Raw genomic sequence first — 17,521 nt, 5'->3', positions numbered from 1 at the left:
AACGCGCTCAGGTGCTTTGCCGTAGTTCGAACTTATAGCTAAAACTCTGGCTCAACGGCTCTTGCTCTTCGCCATCGTCGTCATTATCCAGCATATTAATCAGCATCTTACCGGCTTCTTTCCCCATTTTTTTGTAATCAATCCGCATAGAAGTCAAGGTTGGATGGGTTTGGTCGCAACTGTCAGAGCCATCTAAACAGGCCACGGCAATGCCGCTGGGGATTTTCAACAACCGCCGCTGGCACTCAAATAATACCCCGAGGGCAATATCTTCATGGCTGCATATCACTGCATCTAATTCGGGCTGGCGCTGGAGGATTTCTGTCAGTGCATAACGACCAAACTGCAAACTGGCACTCTCCGGTGTTGTGACGGTCTGGTCACCATTTTTATAATGCTTGAGCATAGCTTTGTGCCAGCCATTCAGTTGCTGGCGCTGCAGACGGTTATCCATATGTGCGCCAATAAACCCAATATTATGGTAGCCGCGCGCGAGCAAATGGCGGCTCAGTTCATAGGCTGACTCAAAGAAAGCCGCCTCAAGGGTGATTTTTGCCGCTTTAAAATAGGAGCCAACCACGTTGACTGTGGGGATATTTGCCCGCTCAAGCAGTTGATAGGTTTTGTCCGCCAGTTGTGAGCCGAATATCACTACCGCTGCGGGGCTGCTTTGCAGCAAGGTCATCAATATCTCGGCTTCTTTGCGCTGATTATATTCATGGCAACCCAGTAATAACTGAAACTCATTTTTGTTCAAAATCTGTTGCAGTGCCTGCATAAATTGCGAACTGGCTTTGTCCGTGAGTGATGGGATCAGGACGGCAACAATATCACTATGACCGGAGGCCAATGCTCCGGCAGCACGGTTAGGAATATAGCCCAGAGTTTCAACCGCTTGCTCTATTTTCTCACGTAATTTATCTGAAACCTGCTCCGGCGTTCGCAGCGCTCTGGAAACAGTCATCGACCCTACCCCGGCGTAATTCGCCACATCCGATAGAGTGACCCGCCCGGTATTACGGCGCTTGCGTGTTTTTTCCATGCTGATTCCTGCCTGATTAAAATTTCTTGTCTGGTCAAGCCATTCCCGCATTGGCCCTCGACAATATACTGCATTGTATATGGCTTATCTGGCGATAGCCAAAGCCCATGGTGCGACAAATGATAGCGCTATCACAAAATTTGATAGCGCTATCAGGTAGCGCTATCAATTGGGATGTTCATCACATTAATGACCGTGATAAATATCTACTCTCCTGTTAACAGTCATTGGGAGTCATAAATATCATGTTAAAAACATTGTTAACGCCAGACGTCATTCAGGTGGTCAATCACGCAAAAGATTGGCGTGACGCCATCGCGATTTCATGTCAGCCACTTATTGATAATGGTTCCATTGAAGCCGGTTATGTCGAGGCAATTTATCGCTCCCATGAGGCCATCGGCCCGTATTACGTGGTCGGGCCAGGAATTGCCATGCCGCATGCCCGCCCGGAAGAGGGGGCGAATAAACTCTCTCTGGCCTTGACCATCATCACTGAGGGTGTGACTTTCAATGCTGAGGGTAACGACCCAGTAAAACTACTCATAGTGTTAGCGGCGACAGACAGCACTAGCCACATTGAGGTTATTTCTCAACTCGCACAGTTGTTCGATAACGATAATGATGTACAAGCCTTACTTAATGCTAAAACGCAGCAGGATATTTTATCCGTTATTGCACGTTATTAATCACCACATTAGGTTCGGATAATAATTTTAAGGGGAAAGAAAATGAAAATTACAGTAGTTTGCGGCAACGGCTTAGGCACCAGCCTCATGATGGAAATCAGCATCAAAAACATTCTGAAAGAGTTGGCCGTCAGTGCCGAAGTAGACCATGTTGACCTGGGTTCAGCCAAAGGGACGCCAAGTGACATTTTCGTTGGCACTAAAGATATTGCTGAGCAACTCGTTGCTCAAGCCGTCGGCGGCAAAATTGTTGCGTTAGACAATATGGTTGATAAGAAAGCCATGAAAGAGCGTTTGTCTGTGGCATTAACCGAATTAGGCGCTTTGTAACTGGAGGCTGGCATGGATTTCTTTCGTTTTTTAATGAGCGATGTTCTTTCCGAACCGGCGGTGCTGGTCGGTCTGATAGCTTTAATCGGTTTGATTGCACAGAAAAAACCGGTCACCGAGTGCATTAAAGGCACCGTAAAAACCATCATGGGTTTTGTGATTTTAGGTGCTGGTGCTGGTTTGGTGGTGTCATCGCTGGGTGATTTCGCCAACATCTTCCAACAGGCCTTCGGTATTCAGGGCGTCGTGCCGAATAACGAAGCTATTGTGTCGGTCGCGCAGAAGAGTTTCGGTAAAGAAATGGCGATGATTATGTTCTTCGCTATGGTTATCAATATTCTGATTGCCCGCTTTACGCCGTGGAAATTTATCTTCCTGACCGGCCACCACACGCTGTTTATGTCGATGATGGTGGCGGTGATTCTGGCTACCGCTGGCATCAGTGGTGTGACACTGATTGTGATTGGTTCGCTGGTGGTGGGGGTTGCGATGGTGTTCTTCCCTGCTATCGCCCACCCTTACATGAAAAAAGTGACTGGCTCTGATGACGTGGCAATCGGCCACTTCTCCACCCTGTCTTATGTATTAGCAGGCTTTATCGGCAGTAAATTTGGTAATAAAGAGCATTCGACTGAAGACATGAATGTGCCGAAAAGTCTGCTGTTCTTGCGTGATACGCCGGTCGCCATCTCCTTTACCATGTGCATTATTTTCATCGTAACCTGCCTGTTTGCTGGGCCGGAAGTGGTGAAAAGCCTGAGCGGTGGTAAAAACTGGTTCATGTTCTCATTGATGCAATCCATTACTTTCGCCGCTGGCGTGTACATCATCTTGCAAGGTGTGCGTATGGTTATTGCCGAGATTGTTCCTGCGTTTAAAGGGATTTCCGACAAGTTAGTGCCGAATGCCAAACCAGCGCTGGATTGCCCGGTCGTCTTCCCTTACGCGCCGAATGCCGTATTGGTTGGCTTCTTAAGCAGCTTCGCCGCAGGTCTTATCGGGATGTTCGCGCTGTATCTGATGAACATGACGGTAATTATCCCGGGTGTTGTACCTCACTTCTTCGTCGGCGCGGCGGCTGGGGTGTTCGGTAATGCCACCGGTGGGCGTCGTGGTGCCATCCTGGGCGCATTTGCGCAAGGCTTGTTAATTACCTTCCTGCCAGTATTCCTGCTGCCAGTATTGGGTGATATTGGGTTCGCTAACACCACGTTCAGTGATGCTGACTTTGGTGCTCTGGGTATCTTGCTGGGTATTATCGTTCGTTAATTGTTATTTAATAATCAGTCAGATAAATGTAAAAAGCCCCTGAAAAGGGGCTTTTTTATGGCAGGTTGGAATCAATCTTCCCGCGGTGTGATTTTTCCGTAATCCTGTTCATTATTGCGGGTTAACCACAATGACAACGCTTTCAGGGAATCCGGTGTGAATTCGTCGCAGCGGGCAGTAATTTCTTCTGGCAGCATCCAGCGAACTTCATCTATCTCTTCTGCCTGTAATGCGAATGGGCCATGGGAGACACAGCTAAACAAGGCCCCCCACACTCGGCAGCACTCTTCTTCAAAGTAGAATTGACCATGTTCAGCAAAAGGCACTCCCGCAATACCTAACTCTTCCTCCGCCTCTCGGCGGGCAGACTCAAGGTAGTTCTCACCACTTTGCACCACACCGCCGGCTGTCGCGTCCAGTTTCCCAGGATAGAAATCTTTGCCCTCAGTACGGCGTTGTACCAGTATTTTGCCCATTCCATCGTGCACCACAATATAGGTAGCACGGTGGCGTAGTCGTTGAGCTCTCATTTGCTGGCGACTGGATTGAGCAATGACTTCATTTTGCTCATCAACAATATCAACCCACTCGATGACTGCTGCTGGATTTTGCTCCACCATCCTCTGAAACCTTCTATCTGGGCGCGCTTAGTGACGCGCAATTGTTAATCAAGAGTTTTTAACTCGTTGTATTATTTAATTTTTTAATGCCAGCTGGGTGACAGGCTCACTATTTTGTAGGGCTAGAACCTGTAAAACTCCCTCATCCAGCATGCCATAACTGGCCGGATAGCCCCCTTTAGGGATACTGACGGAGCCAGGATTAAAGCATATAACATCATCTTGCCACTCTGCCTGAGGTAGATGAGTATGACCATAGACTAAGACATCCCCCCGACGCAACGGAGGAAGCGCCCCCGGATGATAAAGGTGACCATGCGTCAAAAATAGACGTGTTTCTGGCATAATAATCTGCTGCCAGCTGGCCATCATGGGGAACTGTAATAACATCTGATCGACTTCGCTGTCGCAATTACCGCGCACAGCAATAATCTGGTTTTTATAGGGGTTAAGACATTCTGCAACAGCGGAGGGTTGATAACCGGCCGGTAACGTATTACGTGGCCCATGGTTGAGTAAATCCCCCAATAGCACCAGCCATTGCGCCCCACTGCTATCAAAGATATTCAGAACTTTTTCAGTGGCCGGTAGCGACCCATGCAAATCAGAAGCAAACATTAACTTCATGGCATTGTCTTCTCTTAGGTCTAATCTCAGGAAATCTGGCGACACCTGCCGCCGTAATAGGTAATGAGAATTAAATGTGGCTTCATTCTATCATCCAATCCGTGGGATTAATCCGAGAAAAGCCACTATCTACCATAAGAAAATTTTATCGTAAAAAACAATGCTGACATGACAAATAATGCCAGCATGATGCAAGATAGTGCGGAAGAAGAGCCGTTATAGCGAAGATTGCGATACCAATTCATCCAGAGTTAATTGTCTGAATAGATATCCCTGCATGGCATCAATATTACTGCCTTTGAGCTGTTCGGACTCATCCTGATTTTCTACGCCAACCACAATCACCCCAAGACAATATTTCTTAATATTATTTATCAAGACGGGAAAAGTATGTTTATTGTGCTGCCAGAAGAAATGCTTATCAATCTTCACATATTCGAAAATATTAGCCGTGACCGCATTTAAAGTAGAGCCACCACTGCCTAGGTCATCCAACCAAAGTGGATACCGCTCAGCAAGATCACGTAACAAAGGGTTATTCATTCCATCAGATAAATTGGAGAATGTCTCCATAATTTCCAGCCGTAGGAAAGGTAACTCATCAAGCATCTGGCGGGTTAACTCATCAGTAACAATCACACTCGCCAAGTCAAAATCGATATTAATCGAGAGCAAAACATGGTGAGTGATAAACCAATCGCGATAAGCTTTCACCGCCCGTAATTGGTCTTGAAATAAATCGGTCTTTCCATCGACATCCAATTTATTAATAAAATTTTCAACATCAATCGGTAAATCTACTGATTTAGCTGAGAATCGGCTTAATAGTTCCACTGCTAATAAGCTGCCGTCTTGCTTATGTATTGGCTCACATACATAAGAACAATTAACTTCGATGTTTAGCTTCATGCGCACCTGAAAAGTGTATGGGCAACAATGAGATCACAACCTGATCTCAGCCGGAGGCTTTATAAACCACCGTGAGTTTTTATGAAATACTCAACTTTTTTATAAAAACATCCAACGTGACAAGGTGAAAGAGGCTGCCTGCCACTTTTCCATTCCGATGAGTATATTGACTCTAGCAGAAAATCGCGAATTCAGCGTCAAAGTCACCGGTATGGGATATACCATTGTTGGTGTTCAAAACAATAAAGTACATAGACGCGATGGCTCTACAACTAAATAAGTAATAGCCGAGCATTCAATACTGTATTAATCGGATAGTTCGGGTAATTTATTTAGTGATTATTTTTTATTTTGTTAAAAATTTCACTCAGGATGTGCTCAGTGTCGTGGGAGAAGCACGCAAGTTAGCCTATGCTGAAAAAGAAACTAGGCTACCGCTATCCCCAAGAACTTGGAGTGCAGGTAAGCAATCAAGTAAAAAGGGTATTAACGGAGATTGGCTATGCGTATTTTAATCACTGGAGCCACAGGGCTCATCGGGCGCAGTCTGACCGCATTCCTTTTGTCGCAAGCCCATCAAATAACCGTTTTAACTCGCGACCCGCAGCGAGCAAATGATGTGCTTGGCTCACAAGTCACCTATTGGTCAACCTTGGATGATAAGCATGACCTTAATAATTTTGATGCTGTCATCAATCTAGCGGGTGAGCCTATTGCTGAGAAGCGGTGGACTTCGCAACAGAAAGAAATTTTGTGTCAAAGTCGCTGGCGAATAACCGAGAGATTAACTGCATTAATTAAAGCCAGCAGTCAGCCTCCGGCGGTATTTATTTCAGGATCGGCAGTCGGATTTTATGGTGATCAGGGGCAAGCATTGGTCACTGAAGATGAACTACCCCATGATGAGTTTACTCATCAGTTATGCGCGCGCTGGGAAAGCTTGGCGCTGGCGGCCCACAGCCACCAAACACGAGTTTGCCTACTGCGTACCGGCATCGTGCTGGCCCCTCATGGTGGTGCATTAGCTAAAATGATACCGCTATTACGCCTGGGTTTGGGTGGCCCGATCGGGGATGGTCGCCAATATCTGCCGTGGATACATATTGATGATATGGTTCACGGTATCCATTATTTACTGACAACGGATGGATTAAATGGCCCGTTCAATATGGTTTCCCCTTATCCAGTCCATAATGAACAATTTATTGCCACATTGGCGCAAGTGCTGGATCGCCCAGCGGTGATTCGCACCCCGGCTGCGGCCATGCGTCTATTGCTGGGAGAATCCGCAGCATTGGTGCTTGGTGGGCAACGAGCAGTGCCGAAACGACTGGAAGAGGCGGGCTTCGCATTCCGCTATTTTGAACTGGAAGAAGCTTTACGCAATGTGCTGAAAAAATCAGCCAGATAGATTTGTGAGTTACCCCAGCCTTCTCGATAGATTGCGCGTTGCAACTGGGCGGCAACAAATGCACCCAAGGAGTTGAGATAACTCAATAACTTGGGTGCATAATGGCGGCCAACACCGCCGCAGCTTGAAGGATGATGGCAATAAATGGTTACTTCAGTGCGCCAGACAGGAACTGCTGCAGCCGGGTACTTTTTGGGTTGCCAAATAGCTCGGCTGGCGGCCCCTCTTCTTCAATGACACCTTTGTGCAGGAAAATAACATGGCTGGAGACATGGCGCGCAAACTCCATTTCGTGAGTCACCACGACCATCGTTTTCCCCTCTTCTGCCAGCTTCTGCATAATCCGCAAAACCTCCCCCACTAATTCCGGATCCAGCGCCGAGGTGGGCTCATCAAACAATAATACATCTGGCTCCATAGCCAGTGCCCGAGCAATAGAAACACGCTGCTGCTGACCACCAGAAAGATGCACGGGATATTTGGCCCGCGCGCGCTCATCAATCCCGACTTTATCCAAATAACGAATAGCGCGCTCTTTTGCCACTGACTTACTCAACCCCAATACTTGAACTGGGGCCTCCATGACATTTTCCAGCACAGTCATGTGGCTCCACAAGTTGAAATGCTGGAATACCATCGTTAGCCGGGTGCGTAATAATTGCAGCTCTTTTTTATCAAAGACTTTTAATTGCCCATCTTTATCACGCACTAGGCGGATATCCTGATTATTGACGCTAATTGAACCTTCACTGGGTTTTTCTAAAAAGTTGATGCAACGTAAAAAAGTACTTTTCCCTGAACCAGAGGAGCCAATAATAGAAATCACATCCCCGGCTTTCGCTGAAAGTGACACCCCTTTTAAAACTTCATGTTCGCCATAGTGCTTATGTAATTCTGTCACAGACAATTTGGTTTCAGCTATTTTAGGTTCTAACATGTCAGTCATAGTTCTTGATGTGTCAGTCATAATCTCTCCGTACTTAATGCGATGCCTGAGGTTTTATATGTGCCAGCCAACGTTTCTCTGCCTGGCGGAACAGGCTAATTAGCGTGAAAGAGATAATCAGATAAAGTACGGCAGCAATACCAAAAGCATAAAACGGCTGATAAGTCGCGGCGTTAATATCACGCGCTATTTTCAGTATATCTGGCACCGTGGCGGTAAAAGCCAATGCGGTGGAATGCAGCATTAAAATAACTTCATTACTGTAAGCCGGTAAAGCAATACGCAGTGCTGAAGGTAAAATAATACAGCGATACATTTTAAAACGAGAGAAACCATAGGCTCGGGCAGCTTCGATTTCACCATGTGGCACTGAACGAATAGCACCTGCGAATATCTCTGTGGTATAAGCACAAGTATTCAACGTCAATGCCAAAATAGTGCAATTCAACCCGCTTCGGAAGAATGCATTAAGTAGGTCATTACCTCGGATAATCTCTAAACTGTATACGCCGGAATAAAACACTAATAATTGCACGTAGAGTGGCGTACCACGGAAGATATAGGTAAAAATCCAGACGGGCAAACGAATCCAGCGCCGTTCTGCTACACGTGCTACTGCCAGTGGAATAGCAAGTAACCCGCCCATCACTACCGAAGAAATGAGTAACCAGAGGGTTACGGCCATGCCAGTAAATCGGTAGCCGTCGCTCCAAAGCAGGGCTTGCCAATATTGATGTAGGATTTCAATCATAATTCGGCCCTCTTCACCCCGTGGGAATAGCGCCGTTCCAACCATAGCAAAATACCATTTGAGACGGTGGTAAATACCAGATAAACCACACCGGCCACAAGCGCAAAGAAGAATGGCTGATAAGTGCCTTTCCCTGCCAATTGTGTGGCTTTAACGACATCATTTAATCCCAAAATAGAGACCAATGCTGTCGCTTTGAGGATAACTTGCCAGTTATTACCAATCCCCGGTAAGGCATAGCGCATCATGGCAGGAAACATAATTCTACGGAAAATCTGGCTGGAATTAAAACCAAAGGCCCTTGCAGCTTCAATTTGGCCAGTAGGAACTGCCATATAAGCGCCACGGAAAGTTTCGGTGAAATAAGCACCATAGATAAAACCAAGCGTAATAATCCCTGCAGAGAGAGGGTCAATATTAATTTGTTCAAAACCTAGTGATTCAGTAATGCTATTTAGGGTGATCTGCAAGCCGTAGAAGATAAGCAGCATCAAAACTAAATCAGGCACCCCACGAATCAGCGTGGTGTAGCCCTCAAATAAACCGGATAACAGCCGGTTTGATGATAATTTCCCACCGGCACCAATTAAGCCGATAATCACTGATAGCAGCACTGAGCACAGTGCTAGCTCCAGCGTCACCAGCGCACCTTCAAATATCAGTTTCGAATATCCATCCAGCATCTGGGTTATCCTGTTTTACTGAGTAAGGAGTCTGGTTAATTGCTCTGTGTTGGCCTCAACCTAAATAGGCTGAGGCCATAGCGGCAAATAGGATTAACCGCCGTAAACATCAAAGTCGAAATATTTTTTCGCGAGTTTGTCGTAAGTGCCATCTTTACGCATTTCTGCAAAGGCTTTATCCAACGCGGCTTTAAGTTCAACATCATCTTTACGTAAGCCCATACCGGTACCCACGCCGAAGAATTGGTCATTTTTGACTGATGGGCCAGCGAAAGCATAACCTTTGCCTGCCGCTTGTTTCAGGAAACCTTCACTGCCGGCAACTTCATCTTGGAACGCGGCATCGATACGACCAGAACCCAAGTCAGAGTAAATCAAATCCTGATTTTGGTAGGCAACGACATCAATACCTTTTGGTTGCCACTCTGCATTAGCGAATGCTTCCTGAGTCGAACCTTGCAATACCCCAACACGTTTACCTTTCAAAGCCACCAATGTTGGTTCAATTTTGCTGTCTTTCGGCGCAATTAAGCGGGCATTGGCGGCGTAGAGTTTGTCTGTGAAGGCAATCTCTTTTTGACGTTTTTCAGTGATGGAGAGCGAGGAGATAATGGCATCAATTTTTTTAGCTTTCAGCGACGGGATTAATGCATCAAAGTCACTTTCAACAAAAGTACATTTGGTATCAATCCGATTACATAATTCTTTTGCTATATCGATATCAAAACCAACCAACTCACCGCTGGCATTTTTCGATTCGAAAGGAGCATAAGTTGGATCTGTACCAATTTTGATATCTTTAGGAATGGCGGCAAAAGCACTGCTGGCAGCAGCCAATGCTAATACTAAAGGCAGAACCAAAATCTTCTTATTCATACATAACCCTCAAATTGATTTTCAATGCCATAAAGCGCGTTAGTTTTCTGTACAACCCAGAGCGTTCATAAATCAATTTGCAGTAATCGTGCCAGTAATCATTGGCAGAGAAAGCAAATTCCATTACCGACTTCTTCGCGTAATTACGACTAAATGCAGGCATCTGGCCATCAACAGAAACTGAATGCGAATACCATGCACCAACATGCGCCCTAACACAGCATCATTGTGGTGCATAATTCGCCCCATTTCAGTGCGATGTTGCACAAATGTATCAATTAAGGGAAATTTGTTAACTACCACCTTGCCAGCGAATAAACAAATCGTTAGGCAGTTCAATATCAAATTGATCGATAACTCGGTTAACTGTCTGATCAACAATATCTTGAATGCTTTGTGGGCGATGATAAAACGCAGGCATTGGCGGCATAATGACCGCCCCTAGCTCGGCAGCTTGTACCATTAGGCGTAAGTGCCCTAAATGCAGTGGGGTTTCGCGCACACATAACACTAATGGCCGCCGCTCTTTTAATATCACGTCCGCAGCTCGGGTCAGCAGACCATCGGTATAGCTATGGACAATGCCAGATAATGTTTTGATTGAGCAAGGTAAAATGACCATGCCGCTGGTCTTGAATGAGCCAGATGATATGCAAGCGGCAATGTCACGAGAATCGTGCACCACATCCGCTAATGCCTGCACATCTTTAACACTGAACTCGGTTTCAAGCGCCAATGTTTGACGTGCTGCGTTACTGAGAATGAGATGGGTTTCCACACCCTCGACATGTTGCAGCGCCTGTAATAGCCGAATGCCATAAATAGCACCACTGGCACCACTGATGCCGATAATAAGTCGTTTCATGGGAACTGCCTCAAGCAAATGACGGATAACGAATTATCCACAGTATAACCAGAAATCAGGCCAATTTACTGTCTTAGGCAGTGAACAAATTAGAATAGCGCCCCGCACAATAACAAAAAAGGTGCACCGCGTCTGAACGTCAGTTGCACCTTTTTGATTCATTAATACTCAGCAGGATTATGAGCGACGGGGATGCTGCCGCTCCAACTTGAGGTGCTCGGAGGATATTACCCCTCGTTATGCATCTCTAGATTTTCTGCTTCGTTATGATTACGTAGTGCTTGCGCATCATCGTTACGTAACGATTCCAGATACTCCAGATAGCTTTGATCCACATCTTTAGTCACGTAAACGCCATTAAAGACCGAACACTCAAACTGAGTAATATCGGGGTTATCTTCGCGTACAGCTTCGATAAGGTCGGTAAGATCCTGGAAAATCAGCGCATCCGCACCAATTAACTGGCGAATCTCGTCCACTTCGCGGCCATGAGCAATTAACTCATTAGCACTTGGCATATCAATACCATACACATTTGGGAAACGGATTTCAGGAGCCGCAGACGCGAAATAAACTTTCTTCGCACCTGCTTCACGGGCCATTTCGACAATCTGTTCCGAGGTGGTGCCGCGCACAATGGAGTCATCCACTAATAACACATTTTTATCACGGAATTCTGCACGATTAGCATTGAGCTTGCGGCGCACCGATTTACGGCGTTCCTGCTGGCCCGGCATGATAAAAGTACGGCCAACATAGCGGTTTTTCACAAACCCTTGACGATACGGTTTATCCAAAATACGGGCGATTTCCAGTGCGATATCGCAGGAAGTTTCTGGGATAGGAATAACGACATCGATATCCAAGTCTTCCCACTGTTTAGCAATTTTTGCGCCTAACTTCTGCCCCATACGCACACGCGCGCTGTAAACAGAAATTTTATCCATAAAGGAGTCTGGACGGGCAAAATAAACATACTCAAACAAGCACGGATTGTATTTCGGATTTTCAGCACACTGGCGAGTAAACAACTGGCCTTTTTCAGTGATATACACCGCTTCGCCCGGCGCAACATCGCGCAGGAATTCGAAACCGAGGGTATCTAGCGCCACACTTTCAGACGCCACCATGTATTCATTGCGACCATCAGCTAAAGTGCGTTTGCCAATCACTAGCGGGCGAATACCATTAGGGTCACGGAACGCAACCATACCGTGGCCGATAATCATCGCGACGCAAGCATAAGCACCGCGAATCAACTGATGCGTAGCAGCAACAGCGGCAAAAATGTTGTCAGATTCCAACGGATAATGCTGGAAACGGTCCAATTCACTGGCAAAAATATTCAGCAGAATTTCTGAGTCAGAAGTGGTATTCACATGACGGCGAGAAACTTCGAATAATTTCTTTCTCAGCTGGTGAGCGTTAGTCAGATTACCGTTATGAGCCAGAGTGATGCCAAACGGTGAGTTAACGTAGAAAGGCTGAGCCTCGGAAGCGCTGGAACTGCCCGCGGTTGGGTAACGAACATGACCAATCCCCATATTCCCCTGTAAGCGCAGCATATGCCGGGTTTCAAATACATCCTTCACCAAGCCGTTTGCTTTACGCAGCCGGAACCCATTATGGGCATCAATGGTAACGATGCCCGCAGCATCCTGGCCTCGGTGCTGAAGCACCGTCAACGCATCATAAATCGACTGGTTTACCGGTGCAAAACCGGCGATACCGACAATACCGCACATGTTGTCTTTTCCTCATAAGCTGCCGCGAATCGGTAATTGATTCGGTAAGAAACTCGACGTGCTCTGTAGGTAGTCAAAGAACCACCTGATGATATAACTGAACTGCGGGATTAATTGCGACTGTTTCCAGTCAGCACTCTGTGAGAAGCCGGTAAACGTATCGAGGAAGAACAACATGGCGGAGACAATCAGCACACCTCGCAGTGCGCCAAAACAGACGCCCAACACCCGGTCAGTTCCCGATAACCCAGTACGTTCAACCAGTGAACCAATCACATAGTTAACAATAGCCCCGACGATCAATGTCGCGATGAACAAAATGCCGATAGCAATTCCGTTGCGCACCACTTCATCCTCAAAACGAGTGAAGTAGACAGCAAGGTAAGTGTAAAAATGGCTGGCAACAAAAAACGCACATCCCCATGTTACAAGTGACAATGCTTCACGGACAAAACCTCGGATCAAGCTGACTACAGCAGAAAATCCGATAATCCCTATAATGACGTAATCAATCCAGACCATGACTATTCCAATGACGAAATCGCCGCTGCATCCTGTTCGCGGCGAATTCTAACAGAAAAAGAAAACGTTTGCGTAGAGGAATTATGACCAGCGACAAATTAAAGTGCGGCGATTTTAAAAACAACAATCGCCGCACCAATGAAGCCACCAGCCCCCCGTACACCCAGATATCTTAACCCTAATTTAAACTTTAGCGCCCCGTGCCATAGGGCTTAACCTGACCATTCAGACCACTTAACGAATTAAGCTCTGGCAAAGCCGATTGCAGTTTTTGTTTTGATGCGTCCGGCCCCACATACACCCGGGTAATCTGCCCCTGCACAGGGGTCGCTGGCACGGTAAATGCCCGATGTCCAGACAGGCGCAGCGTCGCAACAATTTCATTCACTTTGGCCGCATTTTTCAGCGCCCCCAGTTGGACGACATAGGCCTGCCCTACCGGTGCTTTCTCTTCTGTGGCCGGTTTGTTCTCCGGCTGAGCTTCTGGCTTTGGCTTAACTTCTGGCGGTTTTTTCTCGACCGGGATGGGCTTCGATTCTACCGGTTTTATTTCCGCAGGCTTAGCCTCCAGCGGTTTCCTCTCGACAGGTTTCACCTCAACCGGTTTACTTTGTACCGGTGGCGGTGTCACGAGAGTCGGTTCAGACGGCAGTTTACCGGCATCATTAGCGGCCTGAGAGACAGAATCATCTTTGGGGGCTTCCACGGCAAGTGCGGCCCCTTCTGGCGGCGCAATAGGCAGGGGCTGACTGACCGGCCCAACCGCATCAATTTCCTGACTATCACCGGGTTTCGGCACTAATGGGATGGCAGCAAACTCATCCTCATAATGCTTCTTTTTACCATCCAGTAGTCCTGGCAATATAATCACGCCCAAGGCCACCAAAATGATGGTCCCAACTAAACGGTTCTGGAACTTACTTGCCACGCGCACTCCTTCAATTCCTTGACAGACCCCGATACCTTTACCAATCCGGCCATGACCAACCTAATGCGGTTACAGATTCAATGCAGCCATCACATGAGCAACAGTATGGAAAGAGCCACAGACAATGACCACATCCTGTGCTTTTGCATCTTGCATCGCTTGACGCCAGGCGGTTTCAACATCACTGAACTGGCGTGATTGTGCTAAATGCTCGGCTAACTGCTCGGCACTGGCACCGCGTGGCCCCTCTAGTGGCGCGCAGTACCATTCATCAACCTGCTCAGATAAGCATGCCAGAGTACCACCAATATCTTTATCTGATAGCATCCCCACCACCGCCCGAATTTTGCCCTGTTTTGGCAATTGCGCGAGTTTGTCAGTCAAATAACGCGCCGCATGCGGGTTGTGGGCAACATCTAAAATCAGCAGGGGCTGCTCACTGATTATCTGAAAACGCCCAGGTAAATTAGCGGTTTGCAGACCCTGACGTATAGCGTCCTCGCTCAAGGGCAATCCGGAATAATGCAACACGGCCAGCGCGGTCGCGGCATTAGCCAACGGCACATTCGGCAGCGGCAAATCACTCCATTGGCGGTCAGCGCATTGCCAGTTCCAACGGTTTTTTTGTTGCTCAAAGGGTTCTTGCAGACTGAACTGCCAGGCTTTATCACCCGGGTACAGTTGCGCACCGAGTTTTACCGCGACATCGCCAATAGACTGAGGCATATCGGGTTCGCCCACAATAGCGGGTTTACCGCCGCGGAAAACCCCGGCTTTTTCACGACCAATGCTTTCTCTGTCGAATCCCAGCCAGTCGGTATGGTCTATCGCAATGCTGGTGATGGCGGCGACATCTGAGTCAACAATGTTAGTCGCATCCAAACGTCCTCCCAGACCAACTTCTAAAATCACCACATCAAGTTTAGCCTGCTTAAACAATTGTAACGCCGCCAAGGTGCCGAACTCGAAGTAAGTCAGTGAGATACCCTCACGCCCAGCTTCAATTTTGGCAAAGGAATGGCTATGTTCAGCTTCAGGCAGTTCTTGCCCCTGAATACGAACGCGCTCGGTGTAACGCAAGAGATGGGGTGAGCTGTAAACCCCGACACGCAGACCCGCTGCGAGTAAAATTGATTCCAGGGTACAACAAGTGGTGCCTTTGCCATTAGTGCCGGCAATGGTAAATACTTTAGGGGCTGGCTGAAGCAAATCTAACCGCTCAGCAACCTGTTTTACCCGCTCCAGCCCCAGCTCGATTGGCTGAGAATGCAAACGCTCAAGATAGTAAAGCCACGCGGCCAAAGGCGACGTGGCTTGGGGGATTTGATGGTTGTTCATAAGTCCCGTCACTGGCCTTTTCTTAAAGCGACAAAGTCAGGCTTAAAGCGATAAAACTCAAGCTCCGACCATGCACAATAACCGAGCACCACCTTATCAGGAGGTGCCCGGTTCGGTTAATCAGGCATCAGCCTGATTATCAGTCACAGCTGCATCCGTTTTGACCTCAACCACACTTGGCTGCGGCTGATGAGTCAATTTCGACAGGATGCTGGCCAGCGTCTGACGCATAACCGGGCGGCGAACTATCATGTCGATAGCGCCTTTTTCAATCAAGAACTCACTGCGCTGGAAGCCCGGCGGCAGTTTTTCACGCACGGTTTGCTCAATAACCCGGGGGCCAGCAAAACCAATCAATGCTTTTGGCTCAGCGATATTGATATCACCTAACATCGCCAGACTGGCGGAAACACCGCCCATGGTCGGGTCAGTCAATACTGAGATATAAGGCAAGCCACGCTCTTGCATTTTAGCCAGAGCAGCACTGGTTTTTGCCATCTGCATCAGGGACATCAATGCTTCCTGCATACGGGCTCCGCCACTGGACGAGAAGCACACCAGTGGACAATTATCTTCCAGCGCCTGTTCTACCGCGCGAACAAAGCGGGCACCCACAACTGACGCCATTGACCCACCCATAAAGGCGAATTCAAATGAAGCAGCCACAATAGGCATCCCTTGCAAGGTCCCTTTCATGGCAACCAAAGCATCTTTCTCGCCCGTCTCTTTTTGTGCAGCTGAGAGGCGATCTTTATACTTTTTGGAATCCTTGAATTTCAGGATGTCCTTCGGCTCCAGTTCGCTACCCAATTCAACTTCACTGCCTGCATCCAGCAGCATATGTAACCGTGCACGGGCTGACATACGCATGTGGTGATCACACTTAGGACACACTTCCAAATTACGTTCTAATTCAGCACGATAAAGTACCTGACCGCAACTGTCGCATTTCGTCCACACCCCTTCAGGAATACTCGCTTTACGGGTTTGTGTGATATTGCTTTTGTTAAGAATTCGTTCAATCCAGCTCATCGATGACCTTTCTGTTTGAACCTGGCTGTTGCCAGTCCGCTGTTCATGCTTTAACCATCTCCCTGAAAACGACCCAATAAAAAATGCCTAAGACATACGCCAGTGCAGCGTCACTAAGGCACTAAACTCAGATTGTCCGCAGGAACAGACCACAAATGTTACTCATTAAACCATATCGGCTCGACAGTGTAGATAAAAAACTGGTCTAACCCACGGCTTAGGTAACGCTTTTACTGATTTTTTTGACGTGCAGCTGCACGCCGATGCCGCCAAACCTCGAATACACCCGGCAAAATTGACACCACAATAATGACGACAATCAGCAATTTCAGATTGTTCTGCACAATAGGCACATTGCCAAATAAGTATCCAGCATAAGTGAATAACAGCACCCATACCAATGCCCCAATCACGTTATAAGCGGCAAAGTGACGATAGGACATTTTCCCCATACCGGCAACGAACGGTGCAAAAGTACGAATGATCGGCACAAATCGCGCCAAGATAATCGCTTTACCACCATGTTTTTCATAAAACTGATGAGTTTTATCCAGATAACTGCGACGAAAAATCTTGGAGTCTGGGTTGCTGAATAACTTTTCGCCAAACACGCGGCCAATGGTGTAGTTAATGGCATCGCCAAGAATGGCGGCGGTGACCATCAAAGCCACCATAACGTGAACATTAATATCATTAGAGGGCAATGAGGCCAATGCGCCGGCCACAAATAACAGAGAATCCCCCGGTAAGAATGGTGTTACCACCAAGCCGGTTTCACAGAATAAAATCAGGAATAAAATGCCATAAACCCAGACCCCATACTGCGCCACCAACTCTGCTAAATGAACATCAATATGCAAAATAAAATCAATAACGAAACGTATAAATTCCATAAATACTCTCGAGTGGTAAACGAGCTTAATCTTTGATTGCGCGAG

The 17,521-nt window shown here is 47.2% G+C and carries 19 protein-coding genes; 4 read left to right on the top strand and 15 right to left on the bottom strand.

Annotated elements, in window-relative coordinates:
- Positions 1 to 7 precede the first annotated feature (7 nt).
- On the bottom strand, positions 8 to 1,042 hold the full coding sequence (locus tag D5F51_RS05140) for a LacI family DNA-binding transcriptional regulator (RefSeq protein WP_129195790.1): 1,035 nt from the start codon (positions 1,040 to 1,042) through the stop codon (positions 8 to 10).
- A gap of 245 nt (positions 1,043 to 1,287) precedes the next feature.
- Here D5F51_RS05140 and D5F51_RS05135 point away from each other — a divergent pair, with 245 nt between their 5' ends.
- The 3 genes from D5F51_RS05135 to D5F51_RS05125 are packed head-to-tail and all read left to right on the top strand — an operon-like array spanning position 1,288 to position 3,330.
- A complete protein-coding gene (locus tag D5F51_RS05135) occupies positions 1,288 to 1,731 on the top strand; it encodes a PTS sugar transporter subunit IIA (protein ID WP_129195789.1) in 444 nt (147 codons plus the stop codon).
- Positions 1,732 to 1,773: 42 nt separating this feature from the next.
- Positions 1,774 to 2,061, top strand: a complete 288-nt coding sequence (locus tag D5F51_RS05130; protein WP_025378941.1) for a PTS sugar transporter subunit IIB — start codon at positions 1,774 to 1,776, stop codon at positions 2,059 to 2,061.
- Positions 2,062 to 2,073: 12 nt separating this feature from the next.
- Positions 2,074 to 3,330 (top strand): PTS ascorbate transporter subunit IIC, encoded by a 1,257-nt coding sequence (locus tag D5F51_RS05125; RefSeq protein WP_025378942.1) that lies wholly within the window; start codon positions 2,074 to 2,076, stop codon positions 3,328 to 3,330.
- 71 nt (positions 3,331 to 3,401) lie between these two features.
- Here D5F51_RS05125 and yfcD read toward each other — a convergent pair whose 3' ends face one another.
- The 3 genes from yfcD to D5F51_RS05110 form a co-directional block, all read right to left on the bottom strand.
- Complete coding sequence (yfcD, locus tag D5F51_RS05120) at positions 3,402 to 3,950, bottom strand: NUDIX hydrolase YfcD (protein ID WP_025378943.1); 549 nt, start codon at positions 3,948 to 3,950, stop codon at positions 3,402 to 3,404.
- 75 nt (positions 3,951 to 4,025) lie between these two features.
- The gene (gene yfcE / locus D5F51_RS05115; RefSeq protein WP_129195788.1) at positions 4,026 to 4,577 is read right to left on the bottom strand and encodes a phosphodiesterase; all 552 of its coding nucleotides are present in this window, start codon (positions 4,575 to 4,577) and stop codon (positions 4,026 to 4,028) included.
- Between the two features lie 216 nt (positions 4,578 to 4,793).
- Positions 4,794 to 5,486 (bottom strand): EAL domain-containing protein, encoded by a 693-nt coding sequence (locus tag D5F51_RS05110; protein WP_025378945.1) that lies wholly within the window; start codon positions 5,484 to 5,486, stop codon positions 4,794 to 4,796.
- A 502-nt stretch (positions 5,487 to 5,988) separates the two neighbouring features.
- On the opposite strand from D5F51_RS05110, the gene D5F51_RS05105 reads away from it, so the two are divergent.
- Positions 5,989 to 6,897 carry a TIGR01777 family oxidoreductase gene (locus D5F51_RS05105; protein ID WP_129195787.1) on the top strand — a complete coding sequence of 303 codons (909 nt, stop codon included), beginning with the start codon at positions 5,989 to 5,991 and terminating at the stop codon, positions 6,895 to 6,897.
- Between the two features lie 148 nt (positions 6,898 to 7,045).
- On the opposite strand, the gene hisP is transcribed toward D5F51_RS05105, so the two are convergent.
- The 11 genes from hisP to D5F51_RS05045 all read right to left on the bottom strand — a co-directional run bounded on the left by hisP (position 7,046) and on the right by D5F51_RS05045 (position 17,476).
- Positions 7,046 to 7,843, bottom strand: a complete 798-nt coding sequence (gene hisP / locus D5F51_RS05100) for a histidine ABC transporter ATP-binding protein HisP (protein WP_025378947.1) — start codon at positions 7,841 to 7,843, stop codon at positions 7,046 to 7,048.
- 34 nt (positions 7,844 to 7,877) lie between these two features.
- Positions 7,878 to 8,594 carry an ABC transporter permease gene (locus D5F51_RS05095; RefSeq protein ID WP_025378948.1) on the bottom strand — a complete coding sequence of 239 codons (717 nt, stop codon included), beginning with the start codon at positions 8,592 to 8,594 and terminating at the stop codon, positions 7,878 to 7,880.
- Positions 8,591 to 9,277, bottom strand: a complete 687-nt coding sequence (locus D5F51_RS05090) for a histidine ABC transporter permease HisQ (RefSeq protein WP_025378949.1) — start codon at positions 9,275 to 9,277, stop codon at positions 8,591 to 8,593. Before D5F51_RS05090 ends, D5F51_RS05095 begins: the two co-directional genes overlap by 4 nt.
- A gap of 93 nt (positions 9,278 to 9,370) precedes the next feature.
- Positions 9,371 to 10,153 carry a histidine ABC transporter substrate-binding protein HisJ gene (gene hisJ / locus D5F51_RS05085; RefSeq protein WP_025378950.1) on the bottom strand — a complete coding sequence of 261 codons (783 nt, stop codon included), beginning with the start codon at positions 10,151 to 10,153 and terminating at the stop codon, positions 9,371 to 9,373.
- A gap of 292 nt (positions 10,154 to 10,445) precedes the next feature.
- A complete protein-coding gene (locus D5F51_RS05075) occupies positions 10,446 to 11,018 on the bottom strand; it encodes a UbiX family flavin prenyltransferase (protein WP_129195786.1) in 573 nt (190 codons plus the stop codon).
- Positions 11,019 to 11,245: 227 nt separating this feature from the next.
- Positions 11,246 to 12,763 (bottom strand): amidophosphoribosyltransferase, encoded by a 1,518-nt coding sequence (gene purF / locus D5F51_RS05070; RefSeq protein WP_025378952.1) that lies wholly within the window; start codon positions 12,761 to 12,763, stop codon positions 11,246 to 11,248.
- 12 nt (positions 12,764 to 12,775) lie between these two features.
- The gene (gene cvpA, locus D5F51_RS05065) at positions 12,776 to 13,285 is read right to left on the bottom strand and encodes a colicin V production protein (RefSeq protein ID WP_025378953.1); all 510 of its coding nucleotides are present in this window, start codon (positions 13,283 to 13,285) and stop codon (positions 12,776 to 12,778) included.
- A 190-nt stretch (positions 13,286 to 13,475) separates the two neighbouring features.
- Entirely contained in the window at positions 13,476 to 14,213 is a 738-nt protein-coding gene (gene dedD / locus D5F51_RS05060) for a cell division protein DedD (RefSeq protein WP_129195785.1), read from the bottom strand.
- 69 nt (positions 14,214 to 14,282) lie between these two features.
- Positions 14,283 to 15,551, bottom strand: a complete 1,269-nt coding sequence (gene folC, locus D5F51_RS05055; protein ID WP_129195784.1) for a bifunctional tetrahydrofolate synthase/dihydrofolate synthase — start codon at positions 15,549 to 15,551, stop codon at positions 14,283 to 14,285.
- A gap of 120 nt (positions 15,552 to 15,671) precedes the next feature.
- Positions 15,672 to 16,583, bottom strand: coding sequence for an acetyl-CoA carboxylase, carboxyltransferase subunit beta (gene accD, locus D5F51_RS05050; protein ID WP_129195783.1), 912 nt, complete (start codon positions 16,581 to 16,583; stop codon positions 15,672 to 15,674).
- Between the two features lie 230 nt (positions 16,584 to 16,813).
- Positions 16,814 to 17,476, bottom strand: coding sequence for a DedA family protein (locus D5F51_RS05045; protein ID WP_129195782.1), 663 nt, complete (start codon positions 17,474 to 17,476; stop codon positions 16,814 to 16,816).
- Between the last annotated feature and the right edge of the window lie 45 nt (positions 17,477 to 17,521).

The sequence above is a fragment of the Yersinia hibernica genome, from assembly GCF_004124235.1.
GTDB lineage: Bacteria > Pseudomonadota > Gammaproteobacteria > Enterobacterales > Enterobacteriaceae > Yersinia > Yersinia hibernica.
Note: the sequence above shows the minus strand (reverse complement) of the source record. Positions and strands in the feature narration are given on the sequence as shown.

Bases quoted from the DNA above. Each gene is read 5' to 3' on its own strand.
- D5F51_RS05140 (WP_129195790.1), bottom strand. From the start codon at position 1,042: ATGGAAAAAACACGCAAGCGCCGTAATACCGGGCGGGTCACTCTATCG.
- D5F51_RS05125 (WP_025378942.1), top strand. From the start codon at position 2,074: ATGGATTTCTTTCGTTTTTTAATGAGCGATGTTCTTTCCGAACCGGCG.
- D5F51_RS05135 (WP_129195789.1), top strand. From the start codon at position 1,288: ATGTTAAAAACATTGTTAACGCCAGACGTCATTCAGGTGGTCAATCAC.
- hisJ (WP_025378950.1), bottom strand. From the start codon at position 10,153: ATGAATAAGAAGATTTTGGTTCTGCCTTTAGTATTAGCATTGGCTGCT.
- D5F51_RS05105 (WP_129195787.1), top strand. From the start codon at position 5,989: ATGCGTATTTTAATCACTGGAGCCACAGGGCTCATCGGGCGCAGTCTG.
- hisP (WP_025378947.1), bottom strand. From the start codon at position 7,843: ATGACTGACATGTTAGAACCTAAAATAGCTGAAACCAAATTGTCTGTG.
- cvpA (WP_025378953.1), bottom strand. From the start codon at position 13,285: ATGGTCTGGATTGATTACGTCATTATAGGGATTATCGGATTTTCTGCT.
- D5F51_RS05090 (WP_025378949.1), bottom strand. From the start codon at position 9,277: ATGCTGGATGGATATTCGAAACTGATATTTGAAGGTGCGCTGGTGACG.
- D5F51_RS05095 (WP_025378948.1), bottom strand. From the start codon at position 8,594: ATGATTGAAATCCTACATCAATATTGGCAAGCCCTGCTTTGGAGCGAC.
- D5F51_RS05075 (WP_129195786.1), bottom strand. From the start codon at position 11,018: ATGAAACGACTTATTATCGGCATCAGTGGTGCCAGTGGTGCTATTTAT.
- D5F51_RS05110 (WP_025378945.1), bottom strand. From the start codon at position 5,486: ATGAAGCTAAACATCGAAGTTAATTGTTCTTATGTATGTGAGCCAATA.
- yfcE (WP_129195788.1), bottom strand. From the start codon at position 4,577: ATGAAGTTAATGTTTGCTTCTGATTTGCATGGGTCGCTACCGGCCACT.
- accD (WP_129195783.1), bottom strand. From the start codon at position 16,583: ATGAGCTGGATTGAACGAATTCTTAACAAAAGCAATATCACACAAACC.
- D5F51_RS05130 (WP_025378941.1), top strand. From the start codon at position 1,774: ATGAAAATTACAGTAGTTTGCGGCAACGGCTTAGGCACCAGCCTCATG.
- purF (WP_025378952.1), bottom strand. From the start codon at position 12,763: ATGTGCGGTATTGTCGGTATCGCCGGTTTTGCACCGGTAAACCAGTCG.
- folC (WP_129195784.1), bottom strand. From the start codon at position 15,551: ATGAACAACCATCAAATCCCCCAAGCCACGTCGCCTTTGGCCGCGTGG.
- yfcD (WP_025378943.1), bottom strand. From the start codon at position 3,950: ATGGTGGAGCAAAATCCAGCAGCAGTCATCGAGTGGGTTGATATTGTT.
- D5F51_RS05045 (WP_129195782.1), bottom strand. From the start codon at position 17,476: ATGGAATTTATACGTTTCGTTATTGATTTTATTTTGCATATTGATGTT.